Source organism: Ruegeria sp. AD91A (assembly GCF_003443535.1).
Taxonomy (GTDB): domain Bacteria; phylum Pseudomonadota; class Alphaproteobacteria; order Rhodobacterales; family Rhodobacteraceae; genus Ruegeria.
This window is the reverse complement of sequence record NZ_CP031946.1, coordinates 291,155-311,018: the sequence shown is the minus strand read 5'-3', so window position 1 is coordinate 311,018 and position 19,864 is coordinate 291,155. Positions and strand designations below refer to the sequence as shown.

Genomic DNA, 19,864 nt, shown 5'->3' with positions numbered 1-19,864 from the left:
CACCATGCTTGCTATCACCCCGATCTACGCGGCCCTGATTGCTATCCTTTACGTTGCACTCAGCGTCAAAGTGATCCTGCAGCGCCGCAGCGACAAAATCTCGGTCGGGGATGGGGGCAGCAAATTGATGATCAAGGCGATAAGGACACATTCAAATTGCGCCGAATACGCCCCAATCGCCCTTTTGCTGATTGCTATGGTAGAGTTGCAGGGCGCGGGTGGGTTGATTTTGCATGGACTGGGCTTGATGTTGCTGGCCGGGCGTCTTTTGCACGCATACGGATTTGGGCGCACGCCCCAGATCGTCATCCTGCGGCAGGCTGGCATGAGCCTGACTTTCCTGGCCATTCTGATTGCGGCCATCACAAACCTGATTCTGGCGCTATAGGTTGGCTGGCGGATGCTATCCCGTCAGATCCGTCGTCATCACATAGGGCGCTTTCAACAAAACGGGCGTGATCCGATTGTGTGCGTGATTGTCCGGTTCTGGCATCGCGGTGACCAGCAAAATCATTGCGGCCAGCGCCATTATCTTCATGTCTGCAACGGATATCATGAAAGCCCTTCCACCCATGTCCTTTTTTGATCTGCGTTTGAGATTGAACGAACCGGAAGCCGGGTTCCGTCGAAAGATTTTTCCTCTTTTTTGTGTTTTTCCGCTTGCAGCCCCGCGTGGGAATTTATACATCCCTCCTCACTCAACGGCGCGGGCGTAGCTCAGGGGTAGAGCATAACCTTGCCAAGGTTAGGGTCGGGCGTTCGAATCGCCTCGCCCGCTCCATTGAGAGGTCTTTGGACCACATATGTATCTGATGCGGGCGTAGCTCAGGGGTAGAGCATAACCTTGCCAAGGTTAGGGTCGGGCGTTCGAATCGCCTCGCCCGCTCCAGATACCAAACTCACCAAACAAGCTGGTTCTTTGTGGAGCGTTGCGCCATTCTGGATGCATTGCGCACTATAGGATCATTACCCATGTCTGATTACATCATCCGCCCTCTGACCTTCGAAGAAGTCCAACACGCCGTGGATTGGGCTGGGCGTGAGGGATGGAACCCGGGGGTGCATGATGCCGAATGCTTTCGGCCGACCGACCCGGAAGGGTTTCTGGGCGGGTTCCTGGATGGTGAGATGATCGCCTCGGTTTCGGCAGTTAATTACAACGACGCGTTTTCGTTTCTTGGCTTCTACATCGTAAAACCTGATTTCCGGCATCACGGACACGGGTTTGAGATTGCGGGACACGCGCTGGCGCATTGCACCGGCCGGAATATGGGTCTGGATGGTGTGGTGGAACAACAGGACAACTATCGCAAATCCGGCTTCACCTTCGCCTACAACAACTACCGTTTTTCCGGGACGAAGACACGGGTTTTGGCGAAGTTGGGCACCGCGCCGATTGACCACATAACCGATCTGAACAGCGCATCTGATGACCTGAAAGCTTACGACCGCAAGCTATTCCCTGCCCCGCGCGATCTGTTTCTGGAAAGCTGGTTGAGTGCCTTTAGCCATGTCTCGAAACTCTACACTGAGAATGGTAAAATCCGCGGCTACGCGACTCTGCGCCCCTGCCTAACCGGCTATAAGGTTGGCCCGCTGTTCGCAGATACGTCCAAAATTGCGAAGGCTTTGCTGCGGGCACTTTTGAAGGCAATTCCTGAAGACCACAGCGAACATGAGGTCTTCGTCGATATGCCTCAGCCCAACACAGCTGCTTTTGCGCTGGCCGACGAGCTTGGGCTGGACAAGGTGTTCGAAACGGCCCGAATGTATTCCGATCACGAACCCGATATCGACCTGACTCGCATCTTTGGCGTAACGACGTTTGAGTTGGGCTAGAACGCCTTGAACGTCATCGTGGTCAGCGACCGCTCAATGTTTGGAATCACCAGCAGGTGCTCGTTTATAAAATGGCCCACATCCTCGGTTTCGGGGATATAGAGCTTGAGCATCAGATCATACTCACCGCTGGTGGAATAGAGTTCCGAGTGAATTTCGCGTAACGCAATCTCTTCGGCGACCTTGTAGGTGGTACCGGGTTTGCAACGGATTTGTATGAAAACGCAGGTGGACATGAGCCGGGCCTTTTGAATCGAGTTTCCGGCAGGCTGGCATGGCGCGGACCTGGGTGCAATCCCCTGCAACAGTTTGAAGCGATCGCGACGCGGGCACTGGATCAACTGGACCAACCCCGTCTATAAGCGCGCCTGTAGCAAAAGGAATTCGCCCATGCGCAGCGCAAAGATCAGCCGTCAGACCGCCGAGACCGAAATTTCGGTCGAGGTCAATCTGGACGGCACCGGCCAGTATGACAACCAGACCGGCGTAGGCTTCTTTGACCACATGCTGGACCAGTTGGCACGTCATTCACTGATCGACATGACGATCCGAGCCAAGGGCGATTACCACATCGACGACCACCACACGGTCGAAGATACCGGCATCGCGCTGGGGCAGGCACTGACGAAAGCTCTGGGCGACAAGAAAGGTGTTCGGCGGTATGGCGAATGCCACCTGCCGATGGATGACGCTCAGGTGCGCTGTGCGCTGGACCTGTCGGGCCGCCCCTACCTGATCTGGAATGTGGAGCTGCCGACACAGAAAATCGGCGCGTTTGACACAGAGCTTGTGCGTGAATTCTTTCAGGCTCTCAGCACCCATGGCGGCATCACGCTGCATATCGACCAGTTGCACGGCTTCAACAGCCACCACATCGCCGAGGCTGCATTCAAGGCCGTTGCGCGCGCGCTGCGCGACGCCGTCGAAACCGATCCGCGCAAGGCAGACGCGATTCCGTCGACCAAAGGCGCGTTGTAAATGCTGACCGCCATTATCGACTACGAAAGCGGCAACCTGCACTCGGCGGAAAAAGCGTTTCAGCGCATGGCGCAAGAGGTCGGCGCGGGTGAGGTTGTCGTCACCTCGGACGCGGATGTTGTGGCACGCGCGGATCGTTTGGTCTTGCCCGGCGACGGAGCGTTTCCGGCATGCGCCGCCGAGCTGCGTGGTCACAAGGGTATTTATGACGCGATGGTCGAGGCGGTCGAACAGAAAGGCCGCCCGTTTCTGGGCATCTGTGTGGGCATGCAGTTGATGGCAACCAAAGGCCATGAATACAGCGAAACGGATGGTCTGGACTGGATTTCCGGCGATGTCGTCAGGATCGAACCGTCAGACACAGCGCTGAAAGTGCCGCATATGGGCTGGAACGATCTTGTTCTGGACAGCGATCACCCGGTGTTCAACGGGGTGAAATCCGGCGATCACACCTATTTCGTCCACTCTTACCACTTCCGCGTATCCGACCCGGCACAGCGATTGGCCTATGTGGACTACGGGCAGGAAGTCACGGCCGTCATTGGCCGCGACACGATGGTTGGAATGCAGTTCCACCCCGAGAAAAGTCAGGACGTTGGCCTGCGCATGCTGGGCAACTTCCTGACCTGGAAACCCTGAGGCCTACTGAACACGCGTCCAGGTTTGTCCGCGGCAGATCAGACCGCCCGCCACACACCCTTTGACGGTCAGTTTGTTCTGGCCGTCCAGCGACATTTTCGAATTGTATGTCTTGTCCCGGTCCGGTGCCCAGATCTTGCCGCTGTCATAGCTTCCGCCATCCTCGGGCACCATGTCCCAGATGATCTTCTTACCGAGGTTTTCATATTCCAGCTGCTCGTTGCCATCCGCATCAAACGCGCTGTCGATGGTTCCGCAGATCGCACTACCGCATTCGGAAATCGTCACGTGCAGATAGCCGCCGGTATCACCGGGTGCAGTCTTCCACAGACCGTCGACGGGATCTGCAGCCATCGCGCCGGTTGCGAGAAACATCAAACCCGCTGCAAAAGTAAATCTCTTCATAGTTTTCTCCCTGTTTTGAGGGCAGTCTGACCCGGCATTCAGCGACGGGCAAGAATGACCCAGCGTCGCGTTGCATCCCCTGCCCTGCCTGTGCGATATCCCGCGCGTGTAACAGTGATATAGGGCCGCCCGACATGATCCTCTACCCCGCCATCGACCTCAAAGACGGCAATGCCGTGCGCCTTCTGCGCGGTGACATGGACAAGGCCACCGTGTTCAACGAAGACCCGGCGGCACAAGCGCGCGCCTTTGTCGAGGCCGGGTGCGAGTGGCTGCATCTGGTCGATCTGAACGGTGCCTTCGCGGGTGAACCGGTCAACGCCGCCCCGGTCGAGGCGATTCTGGAAACCTGCAATGTGCCTGCGCAATTGGGCGGCGGCATCCGTGACATGGCGACCATCGAAACCTGGGTCGAAAAGGGTCTGGCGCGGGTTATTCTGGGCACGGTTGCCGTCGAAAACCCTGACTTGGTGCGTGAAGCAGCCAAGGCGTTCCCGGGCAAGATCGCCGTGGGCATCGACGCGCGCAACGGCATGGTGGCCACAAAAGGCTGGGCCGAAGAAACCAATGTTCAGGTGACTGATCTGGCCCGCAGCTTCGAAGACGCGGGCGTGGCCGCGATCATCTACACAGATATCAACCGTGACGGCGCCATGCAGGGCCCCAATATCGAGGCCACGGCAGACCTCGCCAGAACGGTAGGCATTCCTGTTATCGCATCCGGTGGCGTGTCATCGATCGCCGATCTGATCGCCCTGCGCGATTGTGGCGCAGCCCTGAACGGTGCCATTTCCGGACGTGCGCTTTATGATGGGGCGATTGATCTGAAAGAGGCTCTGACAACTCTCAGAGAATAGTTCAATGTTCCATTCGCCTGTAAAGCGTTCTGATTTGTCCGCGCAAAGCCTGCTGCACAAACGGTATAAAGACGGCGATTTTCTGGACTGCTTCAGCGTCGAATCGGAACTCTCACCTCGTCGAGCCGCAGAAATCATTACCGCGTTTCCGGCATGGACGATGGCGCTGGTGCGATTACGTGGCGCGTTGGTCGCACCTTTCGGCCTCAGCTCGAAAGGACCTGAGGCTGCGGACAAGCTGGGGATTTTTCCGGTTGAATATGATGGTGAGGCCGAAGTGATTGCAGGATTCAACGACCGCCATCTGGATTTTCGTGTCTCAATCCTGTCAGAAAACGGCCGAATCTCGCTGGCCACCTGGGTACATCGTCACAATTGGGGTGGGCGACTGTACCTTGCTGCGATCCTGCCGTTTCACATCCTGATCGCGCGAAACGCGCTTGCGCGTGTGAAAAGCGCAAGCGCATAACCAAAAAGGTCTTAACCCGCAGCGGCGGCGGTCAGCTTGGCCAGTGCGCCGCGCATTTTCTCGATGACGGGTGATTTTTCGACGTCATCCAGTTCATCCATCGTCTCTTTGGGATCTTCATAGGCCAGCCAGACCTGACCGTTGCCGTCCTCATATGCCTGCACCTTGAGCGGCAGGAACAACCCCGCACGCGGATCGATCTGCATGGCTGGCGTACCCAGCGCAGGATTGCCGAAAATCAGCACTTGATTGGCCGGGATGGGCGTTCCGACCTTTTCCGCCCCCGCCGCGTGGTCGATGCGGGCGAACACCGTGGCTCCTGCGTTGCCTACCGCTGCCTCCAGATCATCCAGCGCCTCGACTACGGATTTATTCGTTTGAACTTTGATGATGTCGTCAGCCATGGCGGCAAGAGCCCCTCCGAACGAAAGAATTGAAGCCAGTATCAATGTACGCATATCGGTTTTCCTTCTATAAAATTCACCCCAATTCTCACAGGTTTTGGAAATCTGACAATCACAAGTCTGGCATCAGCAAAGCCTTGCCTGAATTGGAGATGCCCATTTTACCCTTGCTTTTGCGAACAATCCGACCAAAAGCCAAACATTTTACTGCGTTGAGCCATAATTCGGGCGGAATCCCCGCTTAATTCCCTCGTCAAACACAACAACCCGGGTGGCAAACGTGAGTATTTCGAACCTAGACGTTCCCAACACGTCCAGATTCAGATCAGCAACCATTGCGATCTTCTGCGCGGCGATTTTCACAAGCGCGAGTCTGCTTTTCTTTGTCCAGCCGCTTTTTGCCAAGCTGGTTCTTCCCAAGATTGGCGGTGCGCCGGCAGTTTGGACCACCGCCATGCTGTTTTTCCAAGTGGTGCTGATTCTCGGATATGTGTACGCACATCTTTTGACCAAATTTCTGCCCTTGCGCTGGCAGATCGTTACCCATTTTGCCCTCTGGGTCGCAGCGCTGACTTTCCTGCCGCTGTCCACCAGCGAAAGCTGGAGCTATAACGCCACGACCTCGACCGCAGTGCAAACGCTTGGCCTGTTCGCCGTAGGTGTAGGTGTACCTTTTGCAGTGTTGTCGGCAAATGCGCCCCTGTTGCAGTCATGGTACGCCAAGTCGGGCGGGCCGTCGGCGGATGATCCGTATTTCCTTTACAGCGCCAGTAATGTCGGATCATTGCTGGCGTTGCTGGCTTTCCCCCTGGTTGCAGACCCATTTTTTGGGGCCGCTGAGATCAGCCGCGTGTGGCTGATCGGCTTTGTGCTGTTCGGGGCGCTCTTGCTTGGCAGTGGCATGATCGCCCTGCGGGGGTCACGTCACACAGAGTCGTCGGTGCAAACAGCACTTAAAGCCAGTTTCCCCACCCTGCGGCAAATAGCTATCTGGGTGTTCGTCGCATTCATTCCCTCCTCATTGATGCTGTCCTTCACAACGCGGGTCAGCACGGACCTTGGTGCTCTCCCGCTGATCTGGGTCGTTCCGCTGGCGGTCTACATCCTGTCCTTCATCATTGCCTTCGCCAAATGGAAACACCTGACGCTTGACGCTTTGAACCTGCCTATGCTGGCGGCGCTGGCGGCGGGTGTCGTACTGGTGTCCAAAGTGGTCAGCGAACATGACGCGCCGGTGGTCATCCTGCTCTATGTCCCGGTGTTGTTCGTCATCGCTCTTTTTGCACATCGCCTGCTTTACGACATGCGTCCGTCAGCCGAGCAGTTGACCGTGTTCTACATTGCCCTTTCCGTGGGCGGAGCGATTGGCGGGTTGTTCAACTCGATCGTTGCGCCAATTGTCTTCACACGTGAGTTGGAGGCGCCAATCACCATGATCCTGGCCGGAGGATTATTCCTTGTCCGCGCGCCGGGATTTGCCCTTCGCCACGTCATCATGGGCATTGCGGCAAGTGTTTTCATCCTCGTCATCGCGGGTGCGACACGGGGCGTCGCGGCCATGAGCGCGGACATTCCGCGCGCAGGCGCCCTGTTCGTGCTGATATTTGCAGTACTGTACCTGTTCCGGACTCAGGCCTTGCGTATCCCGGTGGTTCTTGCCGTCGTTCTGCTGCCTGCATTTGCAGTAAAGAACAATCCGGTGTTCGAAGACCGCAGCTTCTTTGGTGTGCATTCGGTGTATTCAAGTGAGGGCTACCGCGTCTACAAGAACGGCACCACGGTGCATGGCTGGCAACGCGAATCCGAATATGGCACTCGGCCCACACCGCTGTCCTATTATCACCCCGAAGGACCAATGGCGCAGGTCATCACGTCAGATTTCGGCAAACAATCCAGCAGCATCGGAATAGTTGGTCTGGGAACAGGGGCGCTGGCCTGTTACCGGCAGCCTTCGCAAAACTGGGACTTCTTCGAGATCGACGCGACTGTAGACCAGATCGCACGCGACCCTTCGCTGTTCACCTATCTGTCTGAATGCACGCCCGATTCAGAAACCCATCTGGGTGATGCCCGGATCGTCCTGAAGCAAAGGCCATTTGCCTTCGATATCCTGGTTTTGGATGCTTACAGCTCGGACGCGATTCCGCTTCACCTGATCACACGGGAGGCGGTAGAGATGTACACGAGCCGCCTGACCGACGATGGGGTTCTGGTGTTCCACATCACGAACCGGTTCTACGATCTGGTCCAGCCTTTGGCACGAATTGCCGACAGTTTGAACCTGACAGCTGCGCATCAACGGCTGGCCGTGGGTGAAGAGCAGGTTGAAACCGGAGCCGCCACCAGCAGCGTTGTGATCCTGAGCCCGGACAAATCCCGAATTGAGAGTTTTGTGCAGGACGGAAACTGGCAAGTCGTTGAAACCGACGGCGCGCAGCCGTGGACCGATGACAAGGCAAACTTGCTCTCGGCGCTGAAACTGCTGAAGAACCGGGATCACTAAAGCAGGACACCTGCGCTGCCCATGGCCGGTGCGATCCGGGCCGTGGGCGTCAAAACGTCTGTGGCATCAGCGACGCTTTGCCGGTAAAGGTCCGGCAACAAAGGACGATCAGATGCTGAAAACCCGGATCATTCCCTGCCTTGATGTTGCCGATGGCCGCGTGGTCAAAGGCGTGAATTTCGTTGGTCTGCGCGATGCGGGCGATCCCGTTGAATCGGCCAAGGCGTATGACGCCGCAGGCGCGGACGAGATCTGTTTTCTGGACATCCACGCCACCCACGAAAACCGCGGCACCATGTTCGATGTGGTACAGCGCACGGCCGAGCAGTGCTTTGTACCTCTGACAGTCGGCGGCGGCGTTCGTACCAAGGATGATGTACGCGCCCTGTTGCTGGCCGGGGCAGACAAGGTCAGCTTCAACTCGGCTGCCGTTGCCAATCCCGATGTGATCGCGGAATCGGCAGATCAATTCGGCAGCCAGTGCATCGTCTGCGCCATCGACGCGAAAACTGTCAGTCCCGGCAAGTGGGAGATTTTCACCCATGGCGGACGCAAGCCCACGGGCATTGACGCGGTAGAGTTCGCAAAAACCGTTGTCGCCAAAGGCGCCGGAGAAATCCTGCTGACCTCGATGGATCGCGATGGCACCAAGGCTGGCTTCAACCTGCCCCTGACACGCGCGATTTCCGATGCAGTCGACGTGCCGGTAATCGCAAGCGGCGGTGTCGGTAATCTGGACCATCTTGTCGAAGGCGTCACCGAAGGCGGCGCGAGTGCGGTGCTTGCTGCCTCGATCTTCCATTTCGGCGAATACACGATCCGCGAAGCCAAAGAACATATGGCCGCCGCTGGCATTCCGATGAGGCTGACATGAGTATTCTACACGACCTTTCTGCCACGATTGAGGCGCGCAAAGGGGCGGATCCGGATTCAAGCTGGACAGCCAAGCTGCTTGCAAAGGGTCCCGAGAAATGCGCCGAGAAATTTGGTGAAGAAGCCATCGAAGCCATTATTGAAGCCACGAGGGGCGATAAGGCCAAGTTGACCGCTGAGGCGGCAGATGTTCTGTACCACCTGCTGGTCATGCTGGCCGCGCGAGACGTAGCGCTGGAGGATGTCCTGGCTGAGCTTGCGCGCCGTCAGGGCGTCAGCGGCATTGCCGAAAAAGCCGCCCGACCCAAAGGGTAAGGGCCGGGTTCCGCGCCGTTACAATGGCCGCTATACTCGGGCGTCAGACTGACAGGCCGAGGGCGCGACATGATCCGAGTACTGATGCTTGTGGCAACACTTGCTCTTGGTGCAGCTTGCTCTGCACCTCCCGCCTCGACCGGGGATGAGGTGCAACGCCTGACAGCCGAGATTCAGCTGCTTGGCCCAGATATCGATCCTGAAGAGGCCCGCCGGGCAGCGCAAGTCGCCTATTCCTATACCGCGCAGCTGGTGGGCGAATACCAGATCACCGATCCGCCGCTGATCCACAATGCAAAGGTCAACAAGGGCTTGCGCCCGCGTGGTCTGTGCTGGCATTGGGCCGAGGATATTGAACGTCGCCTGAAACAGGAAAACTTCCAGACGCTGGAGTTGCACCGCGCCATCGCCAACGCCGACAATCCGCTGAGGATCGACCACAGCACGGCGATTATCAGTCGCAAGGGAGAGTCGCTGTATGAGGGCGTCGTGCTGGACCCCTGGCGTTATGGCGGGGTGCTGTTCTGGTCTCCGCTGGTCGAGGATACCCGCTATGAGTGGGTGCCACGTGACGTCGTGCTGGAAAAACGACGACAGGAACAGGTGGCCCGGCTGAAGCCATACAAGCCTGAAACGCCTTAAAGCTTGGACGAGATGATCCCGGTCGAAAACCCGCCCATGCGCAGCTCGCCAAACAGGCGCTGATATTCGATCTTAGGGCAGCGGTTCATCACGACATCTACACCGCGGGCCTCGGCCTTGGCTGCTGCTTCGGGGTGTTCAACCCCGATCTGCATCCAGATTGTGCCTAGCGACGGGAAAGCGTCCAGCGCTTCATCCACTATGGGAGGCACGGCCTCGGATCGACGGAAAATGTCTACCATGTCCACGGGTTCGGATATCTCCGAAAGGCTGCCGCGTACCGTCTGGCCAAACAGGTCTTTCCCGACATGGCCCGGATTGACCGGGATCACGTTGAACCCTTTCAACGACAGGTAGCGGGCGACGTAATAGCTGGGTCGCACCGGGTTCATGGACACCCCAACAACGGCAACGGTCTTGGTGCGTTGCAGAATGGTTCTCAGGTGCTGATCGGAATAGTTGGGCATGCCCTATCCTTAGCAGGGTTCCAAAAAGAAAAAAGCGCCCAAGAAGCCTTGGGCGCCAGTTGTTGGAACGAGGGACAGTGAAATGACCCGCGGCAGTTCCGTTCCGCGGTCACTGTGACATTTAGGCATATCTTTGTTAAAAAAAAGGGGGGGTGCGCATTTTTGTGATGACTCTTCACAATTATCTGATTCCCGCTCATTCCCGATAGAGGACCGCCGGCCAGTTTTGTTCAGCCATCTCAATGTATTCCGCCTGATCCAGCTGCCAAACCTCCTCGATCTCCATCGAGTGCGTCAGGTAAAGACGACCATCCACAACTTTCCAGGCCTTGGGGTCTGTACTCTTCAGAACCCCCATCGCCATCGCATAAGAACAATAACCGCCGAACTGCGGTGCGAAAGCACGGGGATTGCTTTCAAAAAGTTCGCGGTTCTCCTGCGAGGTGAAATGCCAACGCGCCCCTTTCCACATTACTGAATTCTCGGGCATGCCTATTATGGGCGTAGAACTGTCGAAATAGGACACGGCATCATACCCGGCCAACGCCACCCCTTCGGTGGTGTAATAGACCGGCATATCCTGCGCGTAGGTGGCAGGAGCCAGAAAAAAGGCGCACAGCGCGCCAAGTGTGGAACGTCGGGTCAGCATTGTCATGTCAGAATCTGAATTCACTGGGGTATCAAGATGCAATTTTTTGCTGCATGCGGAACCCCTGTTGACGTGGATGTGAACGATCTTCACCCAAATACGTTCAATCAAAGATATCTTCGATCACATCCCAGGCTTCATCGAAAACGCGCGAAAACATGCTCTTTTTCTTCTTTTTTCGCTTGGTCTTCCGCAGAGGGGAGTGAGAAACGGCAGATCGCACCGATTTGGAAGGCGCAGCCTTCCGCTTTGGCAGCATCTTCAGATCGTGCAAAGGAGCGCCACAATTGGAACAGCTCAGCTCGTGCCGCTCTTTGCCTCTCAGGACCAACGCAGCCCGGGTCCCACAATAGCAGCAGGTCGCGATTTTTGATGGACCGGAAATAGCGCTCTCCTTTTTTGTCAGGGCCGGGAAGCATATAAGGCGATTGCCGCCGCATTTGAGACATTCAGCGATCCAAACCCCCCAGCTGCGTCAATTTTCACCAATTGATCCACGGTTTCCTTCGTCTTTTGGCGCAATCCCGGGCCTTCTGCTCCCAGAACAAGTGCGACGGGGCGGTCCCGACCGTCGCTCAGCGCGCCTTCGATCGTTACATCTGCTTCACCGTCCAGCCCAAGGACCAGAAAGCCCATATTCTGTAGTTCAACAATTGTGTCGGCGAGGTTGCGCATCCGCAGATAGGGTTGACGCTCCAGCGCGCCGCTGGCGGTTTTTGCCAGTGCCCCGGTCTCAGGCGCGGAATGGTGGCGCGTGCCTATCACGGCACTGGCACCCAGAACTTCGGCCGAGCGCAGAATCGCACCGACATTGTGCGGGTCTGTGACACGGTCCAGAAGAATAACGCGCGGGTTTTCCCGACCGATGCAATTTTCAGCCAAACCGCCCCAGTCCAGTGGCTTCACCTCCAGCGCGGCCCCCTGATGCACCGAACCTGCATCAATGGGCGCCGTAAACTTGCGCGGATCAACCATCTCGGGTTCGACACCAGAGAATTCAATCGCTTCCGCCAGTTTATCCCGCGCGTTGCGCGTTACGATCAGGCGCAATTTCTGCCGATTTGGGTTCATCAAAGCATCGCGAACCGCATGCAGACCGAACAGCCAGACGGTTTCAGCAGCCGCAGCTTTACGCGCCTGTTCCTTTTCAACGACCCATTTGGGTTTCTTCATTTTTCAGGCCTCCGGGCCAAGAGTTCGGTTTCCTGCGTCAAAGCGAATTTTTCCTGTTGACGCCTCTTTGGTGCGCTAGTAATCACGCCTCCACGTCAGGTGCAACGCCTGACAGTGGGCGACAGGCCGCAAGGTGTGGCAGGGGACTGTAACTCCCTCGCGGAGACGCACGCCTGGTTCGATTCCAGGGTCGCCCACCATCTTTCCAGCAGTTTTCAAAGATGGTCACAATGCCCTGTCAGCACGATTCTGTTTGCAGGTGCACGCGCACGAGCGACTTCAAAGATTCGTAAAAGTTGCGAAACCGGGCGTGGCCCGCTAGTCTGAACACGTTTTTGCAAGGGACTTGTTATGAGACTGCTATTGGCGGCGCTTGCCGTTTGTATCGCGGGCGCAGCGAATGCGCTGACCGTTACATTTGACAACAACTTTCCGAATGATCCGCAAAGCGGGCTGACAACGTTTCAAGGAACCAGCCAGGGTTTCACTTTTGACTATGCCGCAGTCTACAACTTTGGAAATCAGATCAACTTCCACGACGACAACGGCGTGCTGTCAACGGTGGTGCAGGCCGTAAACGGTTCGAAATTCACGGCACAATCCGTGGATCTGTCGGGCTTGTCGCGTGTGTACAAGACCGGATCCGGTCCTGCACCCGCGCTTGGAACGCAGGCTTACAACCAATGGCTCATGGCGGGTACTGCGGCAGTTCCGACCCTGACATTTTCGGGGCTGTTGAACGGTGCCACAGTTGCGACGCAGACGTTCGGACCTTCGGCTTTGAACACATTTGGTTTTTCCAGTGGTTTCACGGCCATTGATCAACTGTTGATCACGCTGAACATCCCCAACGCCGTCAAATTCCCCTTTGGCCTTGGGCCCAATACCGTTTGGTGCGACCAATGGTGTGGCGAATTCAATGTGGACAATTTGCAGGTTGCGCCGGTGCCTCTTCCCGCAAGCGGGCTGCTTTTGATCGGGGCCGTTCTGGGCTTGTTCGGGTATCGCAGGCTTAAGACAACCTAGTTGCAGCCAACACCAAAAAAAGCAGCGCCGACTGTTGCTCAGCGCCGTTTTTGGTATCCAAACCAACAGCTTGGAAGGTTCTATTCCGCCGCCGGGCGCAGTTCTGAGACCTTGTTGAACCACGCCTCGATTGCATCCAGATCCGCCGGGAGGGCTTGCGCGGAACCATCCGCGAAGGTCTGGAATTTCTCCTCGTTCAAACCGTTCACGCCGACCAGCACCGGGATATCCATTGCCAGCGCTTCGCCGATCACGGGGCGGAACCCTCGACCGTCGGATTCGTGCTTGCCAAATTTGTTGATGATCAGTAGCTGAGGCGCGCCCTCCAGAGAGGCGGTCACATATCCCACCGCCTGTTCCAGCGCTGCCGGGTCCAGACGGCAGCCGCGCGACTGGGTGCCCAGCGACTGCGAAATGCGGATTGTTTCACCGTCAGGCAGCACCCGCACATCCATATCGCATTTGCTGCTGTCGGCGCATTCCGTGTTTGTTTGCACAACACCGGCCAGTTTTGCTCCGGACGCCAGCAGACGTTCCGCGACGGCGCTCAGAAGGCGGTCCGTCGCGCCGCGATCGGTGGTGGTGACATAGGCCAGATGCATCTTGGACCTCTTGTAATTCGTTTGTGACGTTTCAAATAGCACGCAAGGCACCGCCCGGCCACTCCCTCGTTTACGGAAGCGGGGACAGACCAATCACAGGAGCGTGCAGGTGAAGCAGAACCGCATAGACGGCAAACGCGGCCAGCCACACCCCGGGACGAGGCCAGGGACGTGGTGCGCACAGTGAGAACCGCGCCGTGTTGCGGGACAAGCGGACCCATTCAAAGCCCATCTCATGCGACTTGCGCCGGTCGACAAGGGCCATGCCCATGACCGCGAAACCTGCAAACAGACCGAACAGGATCACATGTGACAGGCTGCCATTGGCCAGCAGATGTGCCACCGCCCACAGCATCAGCGCGGCAAGGATCGGGTGTCGGGTGGTGCGCAGGATACCGGGCTGCTCTGGATCGAAGGGCCGATTGCCCAGCCCTCCGAAAGAGAACGGGTTCTGAATAATCAGCCCTGCAACAGCCAGCCAGCAGACCACGGGCATGATCAGAACCGGCGCCCAACGCAGCAGCGCGAATGGCGGGATGACCTCGACATAAGGGGCGTTTGCAGCGGCCATGATCAACCACGCCAGGACTGCCAACGACAGAACCGAATAGGCTGTGAAATACCCCCGGCGTCCGAGTGTATCGATCAGCCATCCACGCACGGCGGGCCGAACGGGAATCGCGTGGCTGAGAAGGAATGTAACGAGCGCTGCAAGGAATAGGGCCCAACCGGTCATGGAGATCTCCGCGTTATTAGGGTCGGTCTAGATCAGGATGGCGGTGGTATCCTTGTCCGAAATCAAGTCAGGCATAGGGGCGGGTTCACCGCCCCCGTGCTGTGTTACAACCCAAGCGCCGCACGGCGTTCTTCGGCAAACCCCTGCACGATCCGGTCGGCAATCAGCGCCAGAATCGCCATCGCGGCCCCGGCCGAAATGCCAAGCCCCACATCTGCCTGACCCAGCGCCAGATAGATCGACTGGCCCAGACCCGTGGTGCCGATCAGTGCGGCGATCACCAGCATCGCAAAGGCATAGAGGATGGTCTGGTTCAGTCCCAGCAGGATGGTCGGCGCGGCATAGGGCGCACGGACGTCGCGCATGATCTGCCACTCGGTCGCACCGCTTGAAATCGCGGCCTCCATCATCTCGTCCGGCGTGTTGACCAGCCCGTGCCGCGTGTAGCGGATCATCGGGACGATCGCATAGGCACAGATCGCCAGAAAGGCCGAGAACTCACCGATCTGGAACACCATAAGAACCGGGATCAGGAACACGAACAGCGGGATTGTCTGCAACATGTCGCAGATCGGACGAACCACTTTCCAGACCGGCTCCCAGACCGCGCTGGCAAGACCGATCAGCCCGCCGGCGACCGCACAGGAAAACACTGCCGCACCGCTGAGGTAGAGCGATAGCAGCGCTCTCTCCCACAGACCCGAAACGAGGATGGTGCAAAGCAGCCCCACACACAGCGCCGCCAGGCGCCAGCCCCCCGCCACCCAGCCCAGAGCAGCGGCACCGGTCAGGACAAAGGGCCACGGCAGGTTGGCAATACCGGTTTCCAGCATCCCGATCAGGATCAGGACGATCAGACCTCCTGTCAGCCGACCACGCCAAGCCATCAACAGCGCGATCCCCGCACCTGCGGCGAACAGGCCAAAGCTCATGCCCGACGTCCACTGGAAGCCCCACGTAAAGGGCAGAACGGCCTGATCCAGACCGATCCGCAAAGGCAGCAGCACATAGAACAGCGAATTGTTCTTGAGCGCATCCAACCACGGGCCATTGGCTTGAGTGAACGCAGTCAGGCCACTGTCCAAGGCCTCGGCCATCGGGTCCAGCAAGGTCAGTTCGGATGGGTTCGGCAGCCATGCCGCGAAGGCGGCAGTGAAAAGCACGGCAAACCCCAGAATTGCCCAGACAACGCGACCGTCATAACGTTTGCGCTCGGTCGCCAAGGTGCCGCTCATTCTGTCGATCACCACGGCAAAGACCACAATGACCAAACCCGCCATCAGAGATTCCCCGAACTGCGCCTTGCGCATGGTCAACAAGACCTCCCAGCCGATGTCGTTGAACCCACCGATGACGGCGGCGATGATCACCATCGACAGCGCCGCCATCAGGCACTGGTTCACGCCCACCATGATCTGCGTCGCAGCCGCCGGGATTTCCACCTGGAACAACTGCTGGAACCGGGTGCCGCCCGACATTATGGCGGCCTCTTTAATCTCGGGCTCGACACGCTCCAACCCCAGCATCACATTGCGCGCCATGGGCGGCGCGGCGTAGATGGCCGAGGCGATCAGGCCAACAACAGGACCAAAGCCAAAGAGCAACAACAGAGGCGTGAGATATGCGAAGGTCGGCACGGTCTGCATCACATCCAGAACAGCCTGCACGAAGGATTTGACCCGCGGCACCTCATTGGCGAGGATGCCGATGCCACCACCCAATATCAACGCCACCGGAACGGATACTGCGACCAAGGCCAGCGTGTTCATGCTCTCAGCCCAGTAGCCTGACGCCAACACAAAGCTGAGGCCCAGAAAGCCGAGAGCGGCCATGGGCAAGCCGCCCAGGTACCAGCCCAACGCGGTCACGATTCCGATCAGGATGGGCCACGGTGTGTTGCCAAGCACGTAATTCGCCCAGTTCATCGGATAGGTCATCATATCCGAGAACAACCGCATCGCTGGTTTGATCAGGTTCAGAAACCAGTCCAGAAACGCGCCCACCCATTGGGTTGCGGGCAACTCCCACGCGGCGGGCCATTTGACCAGCCATGGGGCGATGCCCTCCAGAGCAAGGCAGACCGCACCGACGATAACCGTGATCAGGGCGGCCTTCGCACCCGCCGTCAACTGCGCGCTGCGTTGCGTCGGAAAGTCAGTCACGGCGGTCATGTTTCATCCACCTGAAGTGCGGCAGCCAGATCAGACGGGTGCACCGTCCCAACGACATTGCCATCGGCATCACGCACCGGCACGGGTTCATAAAGCTCCATGCAATGGGCCAGGGCTGCGTCCAGTGTCATCGACGTGATCAGGCCGGGATCATCCGGGCCACATTCTGCCTCGCTCCGCATGACCGAGGCGACCTTGGCATGCTGCCCCTTGGCGACATCCTTGGAGAATTCGCGCACATAGTCATCAACGGGTCGCAGGACGATATCCGTAGGCGTGCCGATCTGTACGATCTTGCCGTCCCGCATGATGGCGATGCGGTCAGCAAGCTTCAGTGCTTCCTGAATATCGTGAGTGATGAAGACGATCGACTTCTTCAGGGTCGCCTGTATGCGCAGGAATTCGTCCTGCAACTGGCGACGGATCAGCGGATCAAGCGCAGAAAACGGCTCGTCCAGAAACCAGATGTCAGGGTTCACGGCCAAAGATCGCGCAATCCCCACACGCTGACGCTGACCACCTGACAGTTGCCGGGGGAAGCTGTCTTCGCGCCCTTCCAGTCCGACCAGCGAGATCACTTCCTGCGCACGATCCAGCCGTTCCTTCTTGCCAACGCCCTGAACGCGCAGAGGATATGCGACGTTTTCAGCAACGGTCATGTGTGGGAACAGGCCGAAATGCTGGAACACCATGCCCAGCTTTTTACGGCGTAGATCGGTCAGGGTCTTTTTTGAGGCACCGATGACGTTTTCGCCATCTACCCGGATCTCACCGCCCGTGCCGGGTAACAGTTGCGAGATACAGCGGATCAGCGTGGATTTACCCGAGCCCGACAGGCCCATGATGACGAACAGCTCGCCTTCCTTGACCTCGAAATTGGCGTCCTGAACGGCTGGGATAAACCCTCGTTCGCGCAGGTCGGTGGCGGCTTTTTCGGCGTCGTTCCCTGACCGAGACAGCGCGTCGGTCAGGGCTTTGTCAGCGCCGGGGCCAAAGACCTGCCAGAGATTCCGGCAGGCGATGGCTGGCATAGTCGCGTCAGTCACTTACGTGCGCTCACTGGGTTGCTGCGTCTACGACCGGACGCCACTTGCCTTCGTTCTCTGCCATCCAGGCGGCGACGACTTCTTCGACCTTTCCGCCGTCAACGTCGATCGCGCCCATCATCGGTTGCTGGTCTTCGACCGCCAGTTGATAATTGGTCAGAATTTCATAGGCGGCCGGCCATTTCTCTTCCATACCGCTCCAGCCAGCTTTGAAAATGCGTGAGGGCGAAAAGTCGCAATCGTTCACCGCGTTCGGGTTCGGACCCCACGCCGGATCGTTAAAGCACGCTTCTTCACCTGCGGGCAGTTCAACGAACTGTACGTCATAGGCAGACATCGCCCAGTGCGGCTGCCAGAATGTGATCAGCAGTGGCGACTTGCGCTCGGTCGAAGCACGAAGTTCGGCGATCAAGGCGCCTTCGGACCCGGCGGGGACAGCCTTGAACGGCAGTTCCAGGCCGACCATACGATCCGCGCCAGGTGTGCCCCAATCGGCCGGATAGTCGACCAGACGGCCACCGGGCAGAGTTTCCGCAGTGGCAAAGACCTGCGCACAGTCTTTCAGCGCTTCCCACGCGGGCAGTCCCGGGCACAGATCGGCGACATGCGCCGGATATGCGATACCTTCCTTGGCATCCAGGCCAAGATCGCCGATTTCGACAACCGTGCCTTCCTCGATCTTCTTGGCATATTCATCCGAAACATTGGACGACCAGATTTCCAGCGTCGCGTCGATGTCTCCATCGGCCAGCGCCTGGAACTGGTTCATCATACCAGCGGTCACATATTCCACGTTATAGCCAGCTGCCTTGAGCATCTCACCCGCCACATGCGTGGTCACGTGCTGACCAGTCCATTCGTTGATCGCCAGTTTGATCGGCTCGTCCACGGCACCCATATCCGCCGCGTGCGCTGCACTGGCAACGGTTAGGGCCATAAGGCTTACACTCAGTTTTTTCATGGATTTTCTCCCTGTCTTATTTGTTTTGCCCACCCCGGCAAGGTTTATCCCGCCGGTATCTTTGTCTGATGACAATACCATGTCGCAACATGCACAAATTCAGTCGGAAAAGGAAAGTGATCAGTTTGTAACGGCGCAGTTTTCTTCCCGCAAACCGTTGATGTTTCCCCACAGACACCGCAAAGGCCCCTGCCCGACCCGTCATTATCCCTAGCCCCGGATCCCTAGCCCTGGGCACGGAATGTTGACTGACGAGTCAATCACAAACCGTTTTAAGCCCGTTTGTCGAGGATTTCTTTGACGGTAATAAATCTTTTTTCTTGTTGAGCCCGAGTTTTTAGCCCTGACGGGTGAGTTTCAAACACTCAAAATTCCCATTGCAAAAGGAAGGCAAAACAAAACACTCTTTACATGACAGCTTTGAGGTTGGGTCTATGCGTTCATTTAAAGAGATCTATGATATTGCCGCCTCTCGCCACGGTGGGGCCGAAGCCTTTGAAGCACAGCTGAACAAGCCCAAAAGCCACGAAGAACTGGCGGCAATGCCCGAGGACCGGTGGCTATCGATCATCACGAAATGCGTCTTTCAGGCCGGTTTCAACTGGAAGGTCATCGAAAACAAATGGGATGGGTTCGAAGCCGCCTTTGACGGTTTCGATGTGGGTCGGTGCGCGTTCATGGATGATGAAAAGTTTGATGCCTTACTGCAAGACACACGCATTGTCCGCAATGGAACCAAGATCGCAGCAGTGCGGGACAACGCGGCGTTCCTTTTGGAACTGCGCGAAGAAGGCGGCGCGGGCAAGGTTCTGGGCGGCTGGCCCTCTGATGACTATATCAACCTTCTTGCCATGCTGGCCAAACGCGGGTCTCGTCTTGGCGGAGCTTCGGCGCAGTATGCGATGCGTTTCGCAGGGCGCGACAGTTTCATTCTGTCTCGGGACGTCACCGCCCGTCTGATCGCCGAAGGCGTGATCGACAAGCCCGCCACGTCGAATAAAGCCATGGCGGCGGTGCAATGGGCCTTTAATTCATGGATGGATCAATCCAGCCGGTCTTTGACGGAAATCAGCCGGGTTTTGGCCATGAGCCTGTGAAAACGGTTTGCG

The 19,864-nt window shown here is 57.7% G+C and carries 26 protein-coding genes and 3 tRNA genes; 15 read left to right on the top strand and 14 right to left on the bottom strand.

The window, feature by feature from the left end; translation table 11 throughout:
• Window positions 1–4: 4 nt before the first annotated feature.
• The gene (locus tag D1823_RS01615) at window positions 5–388 is read left to right on the top strand and encodes an MAPEG family protein (RefSeq protein ID WP_117868315.1); all 384 of its coding nucleotides are present in this window, start codon (window positions 5–7) and stop codon (window positions 386–388) included.
• A 15-nt stretch (window positions 389–403) separates the two neighbouring features.
• On the opposite strand, the gene D1823_RS21800 is transcribed toward D1823_RS01615, so the two are convergent.
• A complete protein-coding gene (locus D1823_RS21800; protein WP_162896733.1) occupies window positions 404–556 on the bottom strand; it encodes a hypothetical protein in 153 nt (50 codons plus the stop codon).
• 150 nt (window positions 557–706) lie between these two features.
• On the opposite strand from D1823_RS21800, the gene D1823_RS01605 reads away from it, so the two are divergent.
• The 3 genes from D1823_RS01605 (at window position 707) to D1823_RS01595 (ending at window position 1,839) form a co-directional block, all read left to right on the top strand.
• Window positions 707–781, top strand: a tRNA-Gly gene (locus D1823_RS01605).
• A gap of 33 nt (window positions 782–814) precedes the next feature.
• Window positions 815–889 (top strand) — tRNA-Gly (locus D1823_RS01600).
• 83 nt (window positions 890–972) lie between these two features.
• Window positions 973–1,839 carry a GNAT family N-acetyltransferase gene (locus D1823_RS01595; RefSeq protein WP_117868313.1) on the top strand — a complete coding sequence of 289 codons (867 nt, stop codon included), beginning with the start codon at window positions 973–975 and terminating at the stop codon, window positions 1,837–1,839.
• Here D1823_RS01595 and D1823_RS01590 read toward each other — a convergent pair.
• Window positions 1,836–2,075 carry an Lrp/AsnC family transcriptional regulator gene (locus D1823_RS01590; protein WP_117868312.1) on the bottom strand — a complete coding sequence of 80 codons (240 nt, stop codon included), beginning with the start codon at window positions 2,073–2,075 and terminating at the stop codon, window positions 1,836–1,838. The genes D1823_RS01595 and D1823_RS01590 overlap by 4 nt on opposite strands.
• A 154-nt stretch (window positions 2,076–2,229) precedes the next feature.
• Between D1823_RS01590 and hisB the strand changes: the two genes are divergently transcribed.
• Window positions 2,230–2,817: an imidazoleglycerol-phosphate dehydratase HisB gene (hisB, locus tag D1823_RS01585; RefSeq protein ID WP_117868311.1), complete on the top strand. Its 588-nt coding sequence runs from the start codon at window positions 2,230–2,232 to the stop codon at window positions 2,815–2,817.
• Window positions 2,818–3,456 carry an imidazole glycerol phosphate synthase subunit HisH gene (gene hisH, locus D1823_RS01580; RefSeq protein WP_117868310.1) on the top strand — a complete coding sequence of 213 codons (639 nt, stop codon included), beginning with the start codon at window positions 2,818–2,820 and terminating at the stop codon, window positions 3,454–3,456.
• Between the two features lie 3 nt (window positions 3,457–3,459).
• Here the strand turns inward: hisH and D1823_RS01575 are convergent, their stop codons facing one another.
• A complete protein-coding gene (locus D1823_RS01575) occupies window positions 3,460–3,861 on the bottom strand; it encodes a DUF2147 domain-containing protein (RefSeq protein WP_117868309.1) in 402 nt (133 codons plus the stop codon).
• A 134-nt stretch (window positions 3,862–3,995) separates the two neighbouring features.
• Here D1823_RS01575 and hisA point away from each other — a divergent pair, with 134 nt between their 5' ends.
• Together hisA and D1823_RS01565 are read left to right on the top strand one after the other, a co-directional pair.
• A complete protein-coding gene (gene hisA, locus D1823_RS01570) occupies window positions 3,996–4,718 on the top strand; it encodes a 1-(5-phosphoribosyl)-5-[(5-phosphoribosylamino)methylideneamino]imidazole-4-carboxamide isomerase (protein ID WP_117868308.1) in 723 nt (240 codons plus the stop codon).
• 4 nt (window positions 4,719–4,722) lie between these two features.
• Window positions 4,723–5,187 (top strand): DUF2867 domain-containing protein, encoded by a 465-nt coding sequence (locus tag D1823_RS01565; protein ID WP_117868307.1) that lies wholly within the window; start codon window positions 4,723–4,725, stop codon window positions 5,185–5,187.
• A gap of 11 nt (window positions 5,188–5,198) precedes the next feature.
• On the opposite strand, the gene D1823_RS01560 is transcribed toward D1823_RS01565, so the two are convergent.
• A complete protein-coding gene (locus D1823_RS01560) occupies window positions 5,199–5,645 on the bottom strand; it encodes a DUF302 domain-containing protein (RefSeq protein ID WP_162896732.1) in 447 nt (148 codons plus the stop codon).
• A gap of 150 nt (window positions 5,646–5,795) precedes the next feature.
• Window positions 5,796–6,047, bottom strand: coding sequence for a hypothetical protein (locus D1823_RS22050; RefSeq protein WP_254683772.1), 252 nt, complete (start codon window positions 6,045–6,047; stop codon window positions 5,796–5,798).
• On the opposite strand from D1823_RS22050, the gene D1823_RS01555 reads away from it, so the two are divergent.
• From D1823_RS01555 to D1823_RS01540, 4 genes are all read left to right on the top strand, one after another.
• On the top strand, window positions 6,046–8,094 hold the full coding sequence (locus tag D1823_RS01555) for a fused MFS/spermidine synthase (protein ID WP_254683771.1): 2,049 nt from the start codon (window positions 6,046–6,048) through the stop codon (window positions 8,092–8,094). The two genes, D1823_RS22050 and D1823_RS01555, sit on opposite strands and share 2 nt — an antisense overlap.
• Before the next feature lie 112 nt (window positions 8,095–8,206).
• Window positions 8,207–8,968 carry an imidazole glycerol phosphate synthase subunit HisF gene (hisF, locus tag D1823_RS01550; RefSeq protein ID WP_117872606.1) on the top strand — a complete coding sequence of 254 codons (762 nt, stop codon included), beginning with the start codon at window positions 8,207–8,209 and terminating at the stop codon, window positions 8,966–8,968.
• On the top strand, window positions 8,965–9,282 hold the full coding sequence (locus tag D1823_RS01545) for a phosphoribosyl-ATP diphosphatase (RefSeq protein WP_117868306.1): 318 nt from the start codon (window positions 8,965–8,967) through the stop codon (window positions 9,280–9,282). The genes hisF and D1823_RS01545 overlap by 4 nt, the downstream gene beginning before the upstream one ends.
• A gap of 69 nt (window positions 9,283–9,351) precedes the next feature.
• Window positions 9,352–9,924 (top strand): hypothetical protein, encoded by a 573-nt coding sequence (locus tag D1823_RS01540; protein WP_117868305.1) that lies wholly within the window; start codon window positions 9,352–9,354, stop codon window positions 9,922–9,924.
• Here D1823_RS01540 and D1823_RS01535 read toward each other — a convergent pair.
• The 4 genes from D1823_RS01535 to rlmB all read right to left on the bottom strand — a co-directional run bounded on the left by D1823_RS01535 (window position 9,921) and on the right by rlmB (window position 12,213).
• Entirely contained in the window at window positions 9,921–10,391 is a 471-nt protein-coding gene (locus tag D1823_RS01535) for a CoA-binding protein (RefSeq protein ID WP_117868304.1), read from the bottom strand. The genes D1823_RS01540 and D1823_RS01535 overlap by 4 nt on opposite strands.
• Window positions 10,392–10,587: 196 nt before the next feature.
• Window positions 10,588–11,046 (bottom strand): YHS domain-containing (seleno)protein, encoded by a 459-nt coding sequence (locus tag D1823_RS01530; RefSeq protein WP_117872604.1) that lies wholly within the window; start codon window positions 11,044–11,046, stop codon window positions 10,588–10,590.
• A gap of 97 nt (window positions 11,047–11,143) precedes the next feature.
• Entirely contained in the window at window positions 11,144–11,425 is a 282-nt protein-coding gene (locus tag D1823_RS22045; RefSeq protein ID WP_117868303.1) for a hypothetical protein, read from the bottom strand.
• Window positions 11,426–11,442: 17 nt separating this feature from the next.
• Window positions 11,443–12,213, bottom strand: a complete 771-nt coding sequence (rlmB, locus tag D1823_RS01520; RefSeq protein WP_117868302.1) for a 23S rRNA (guanosine(2251)-2'-O)-methyltransferase RlmB — start codon at window positions 12,211–12,213, stop codon at window positions 11,443–11,445.
• A 116-nt stretch (window positions 12,214–12,329) separates the two neighbouring features.
• On the opposite strand from rlmB, the gene D1823_RS21795 reads away from it, so the two are divergent.
• Together D1823_RS21795 and D1823_RS01515 are read left to right on the top strand one after the other, a co-directional pair.
• Window positions 12,330–12,413 (top strand) — tRNA-Tyr (locus D1823_RS21795).
• Window positions 12,414–12,564: 151 nt separating this feature from the next.
• On the top strand, window positions 12,565–13,239 hold the full coding sequence (locus D1823_RS01515; protein ID WP_162896731.1) for a VPLPA-CTERM sorting domain-containing protein: 675 nt from the start codon (window positions 12,565–12,567) through the stop codon (window positions 13,237–13,239).
• Between the two features lie 80 nt (window positions 13,240–13,319).
• On the opposite strand, the gene D1823_RS01510 is transcribed toward D1823_RS01515, so the two are convergent.
• The 5 genes from D1823_RS01510 to D1823_RS01490 form a co-directional block, all read right to left on the bottom strand.
• Window positions 13,320–13,841, bottom strand: a complete 522-nt coding sequence (locus tag D1823_RS01510; RefSeq protein ID WP_117868300.1) for a DUF2478 domain-containing protein — start codon at window positions 13,839–13,841, stop codon at window positions 13,320–13,322.
• Between the two features lie 70 nt (window positions 13,842–13,911).
• Entirely contained in the window at window positions 13,912–14,577 is a 666-nt protein-coding gene (locus D1823_RS01505) for an NnrU family protein (RefSeq protein ID WP_117868299.1), read from the bottom strand.
• Window positions 14,578–14,681: 104 nt separating this feature from the next.
• The gene (locus tag D1823_RS01500; protein ID WP_117868298.1) at window positions 14,682–16,748 is read right to left on the bottom strand and encodes a proline/glycine betaine ABC transporter permease; all 2,067 of its coding nucleotides are present in this window, start codon (window positions 16,746–16,748) and stop codon (window positions 14,682–14,684) included.
• Entirely contained in the window at window positions 16,745–17,794 is a 1,050-nt protein-coding gene (locus D1823_RS01495; protein WP_117868297.1) for a glycine betaine/L-proline ABC transporter ATP-binding protein, read from the bottom strand. The genes D1823_RS01500 and D1823_RS01495 overlap by 4 nt, the downstream gene beginning before the upstream one ends.
• Before the next feature lie 10 nt (window positions 17,795–17,804).
• On the bottom strand, window positions 17,805–18,755 hold the full coding sequence (locus D1823_RS01490; RefSeq protein WP_117868296.1) for an ABC transporter substrate-binding protein: 951 nt from the start codon (window positions 18,753–18,755) through the stop codon (window positions 17,805–17,807).
• Window positions 18,756–19,189: 434 nt separating this feature from the next.
• Between D1823_RS01490 and D1823_RS01480 the strand changes: the two genes are divergently transcribed.
• Window positions 19,190–19,852, top strand: coding sequence for a DNA-3-methyladenine glycosylase I (locus D1823_RS01480; protein WP_117868294.1), 663 nt, complete (start codon window positions 19,190–19,192; stop codon window positions 19,850–19,852).
• Window positions 19,853–19,864: the final 12 nt, after the last annotated feature.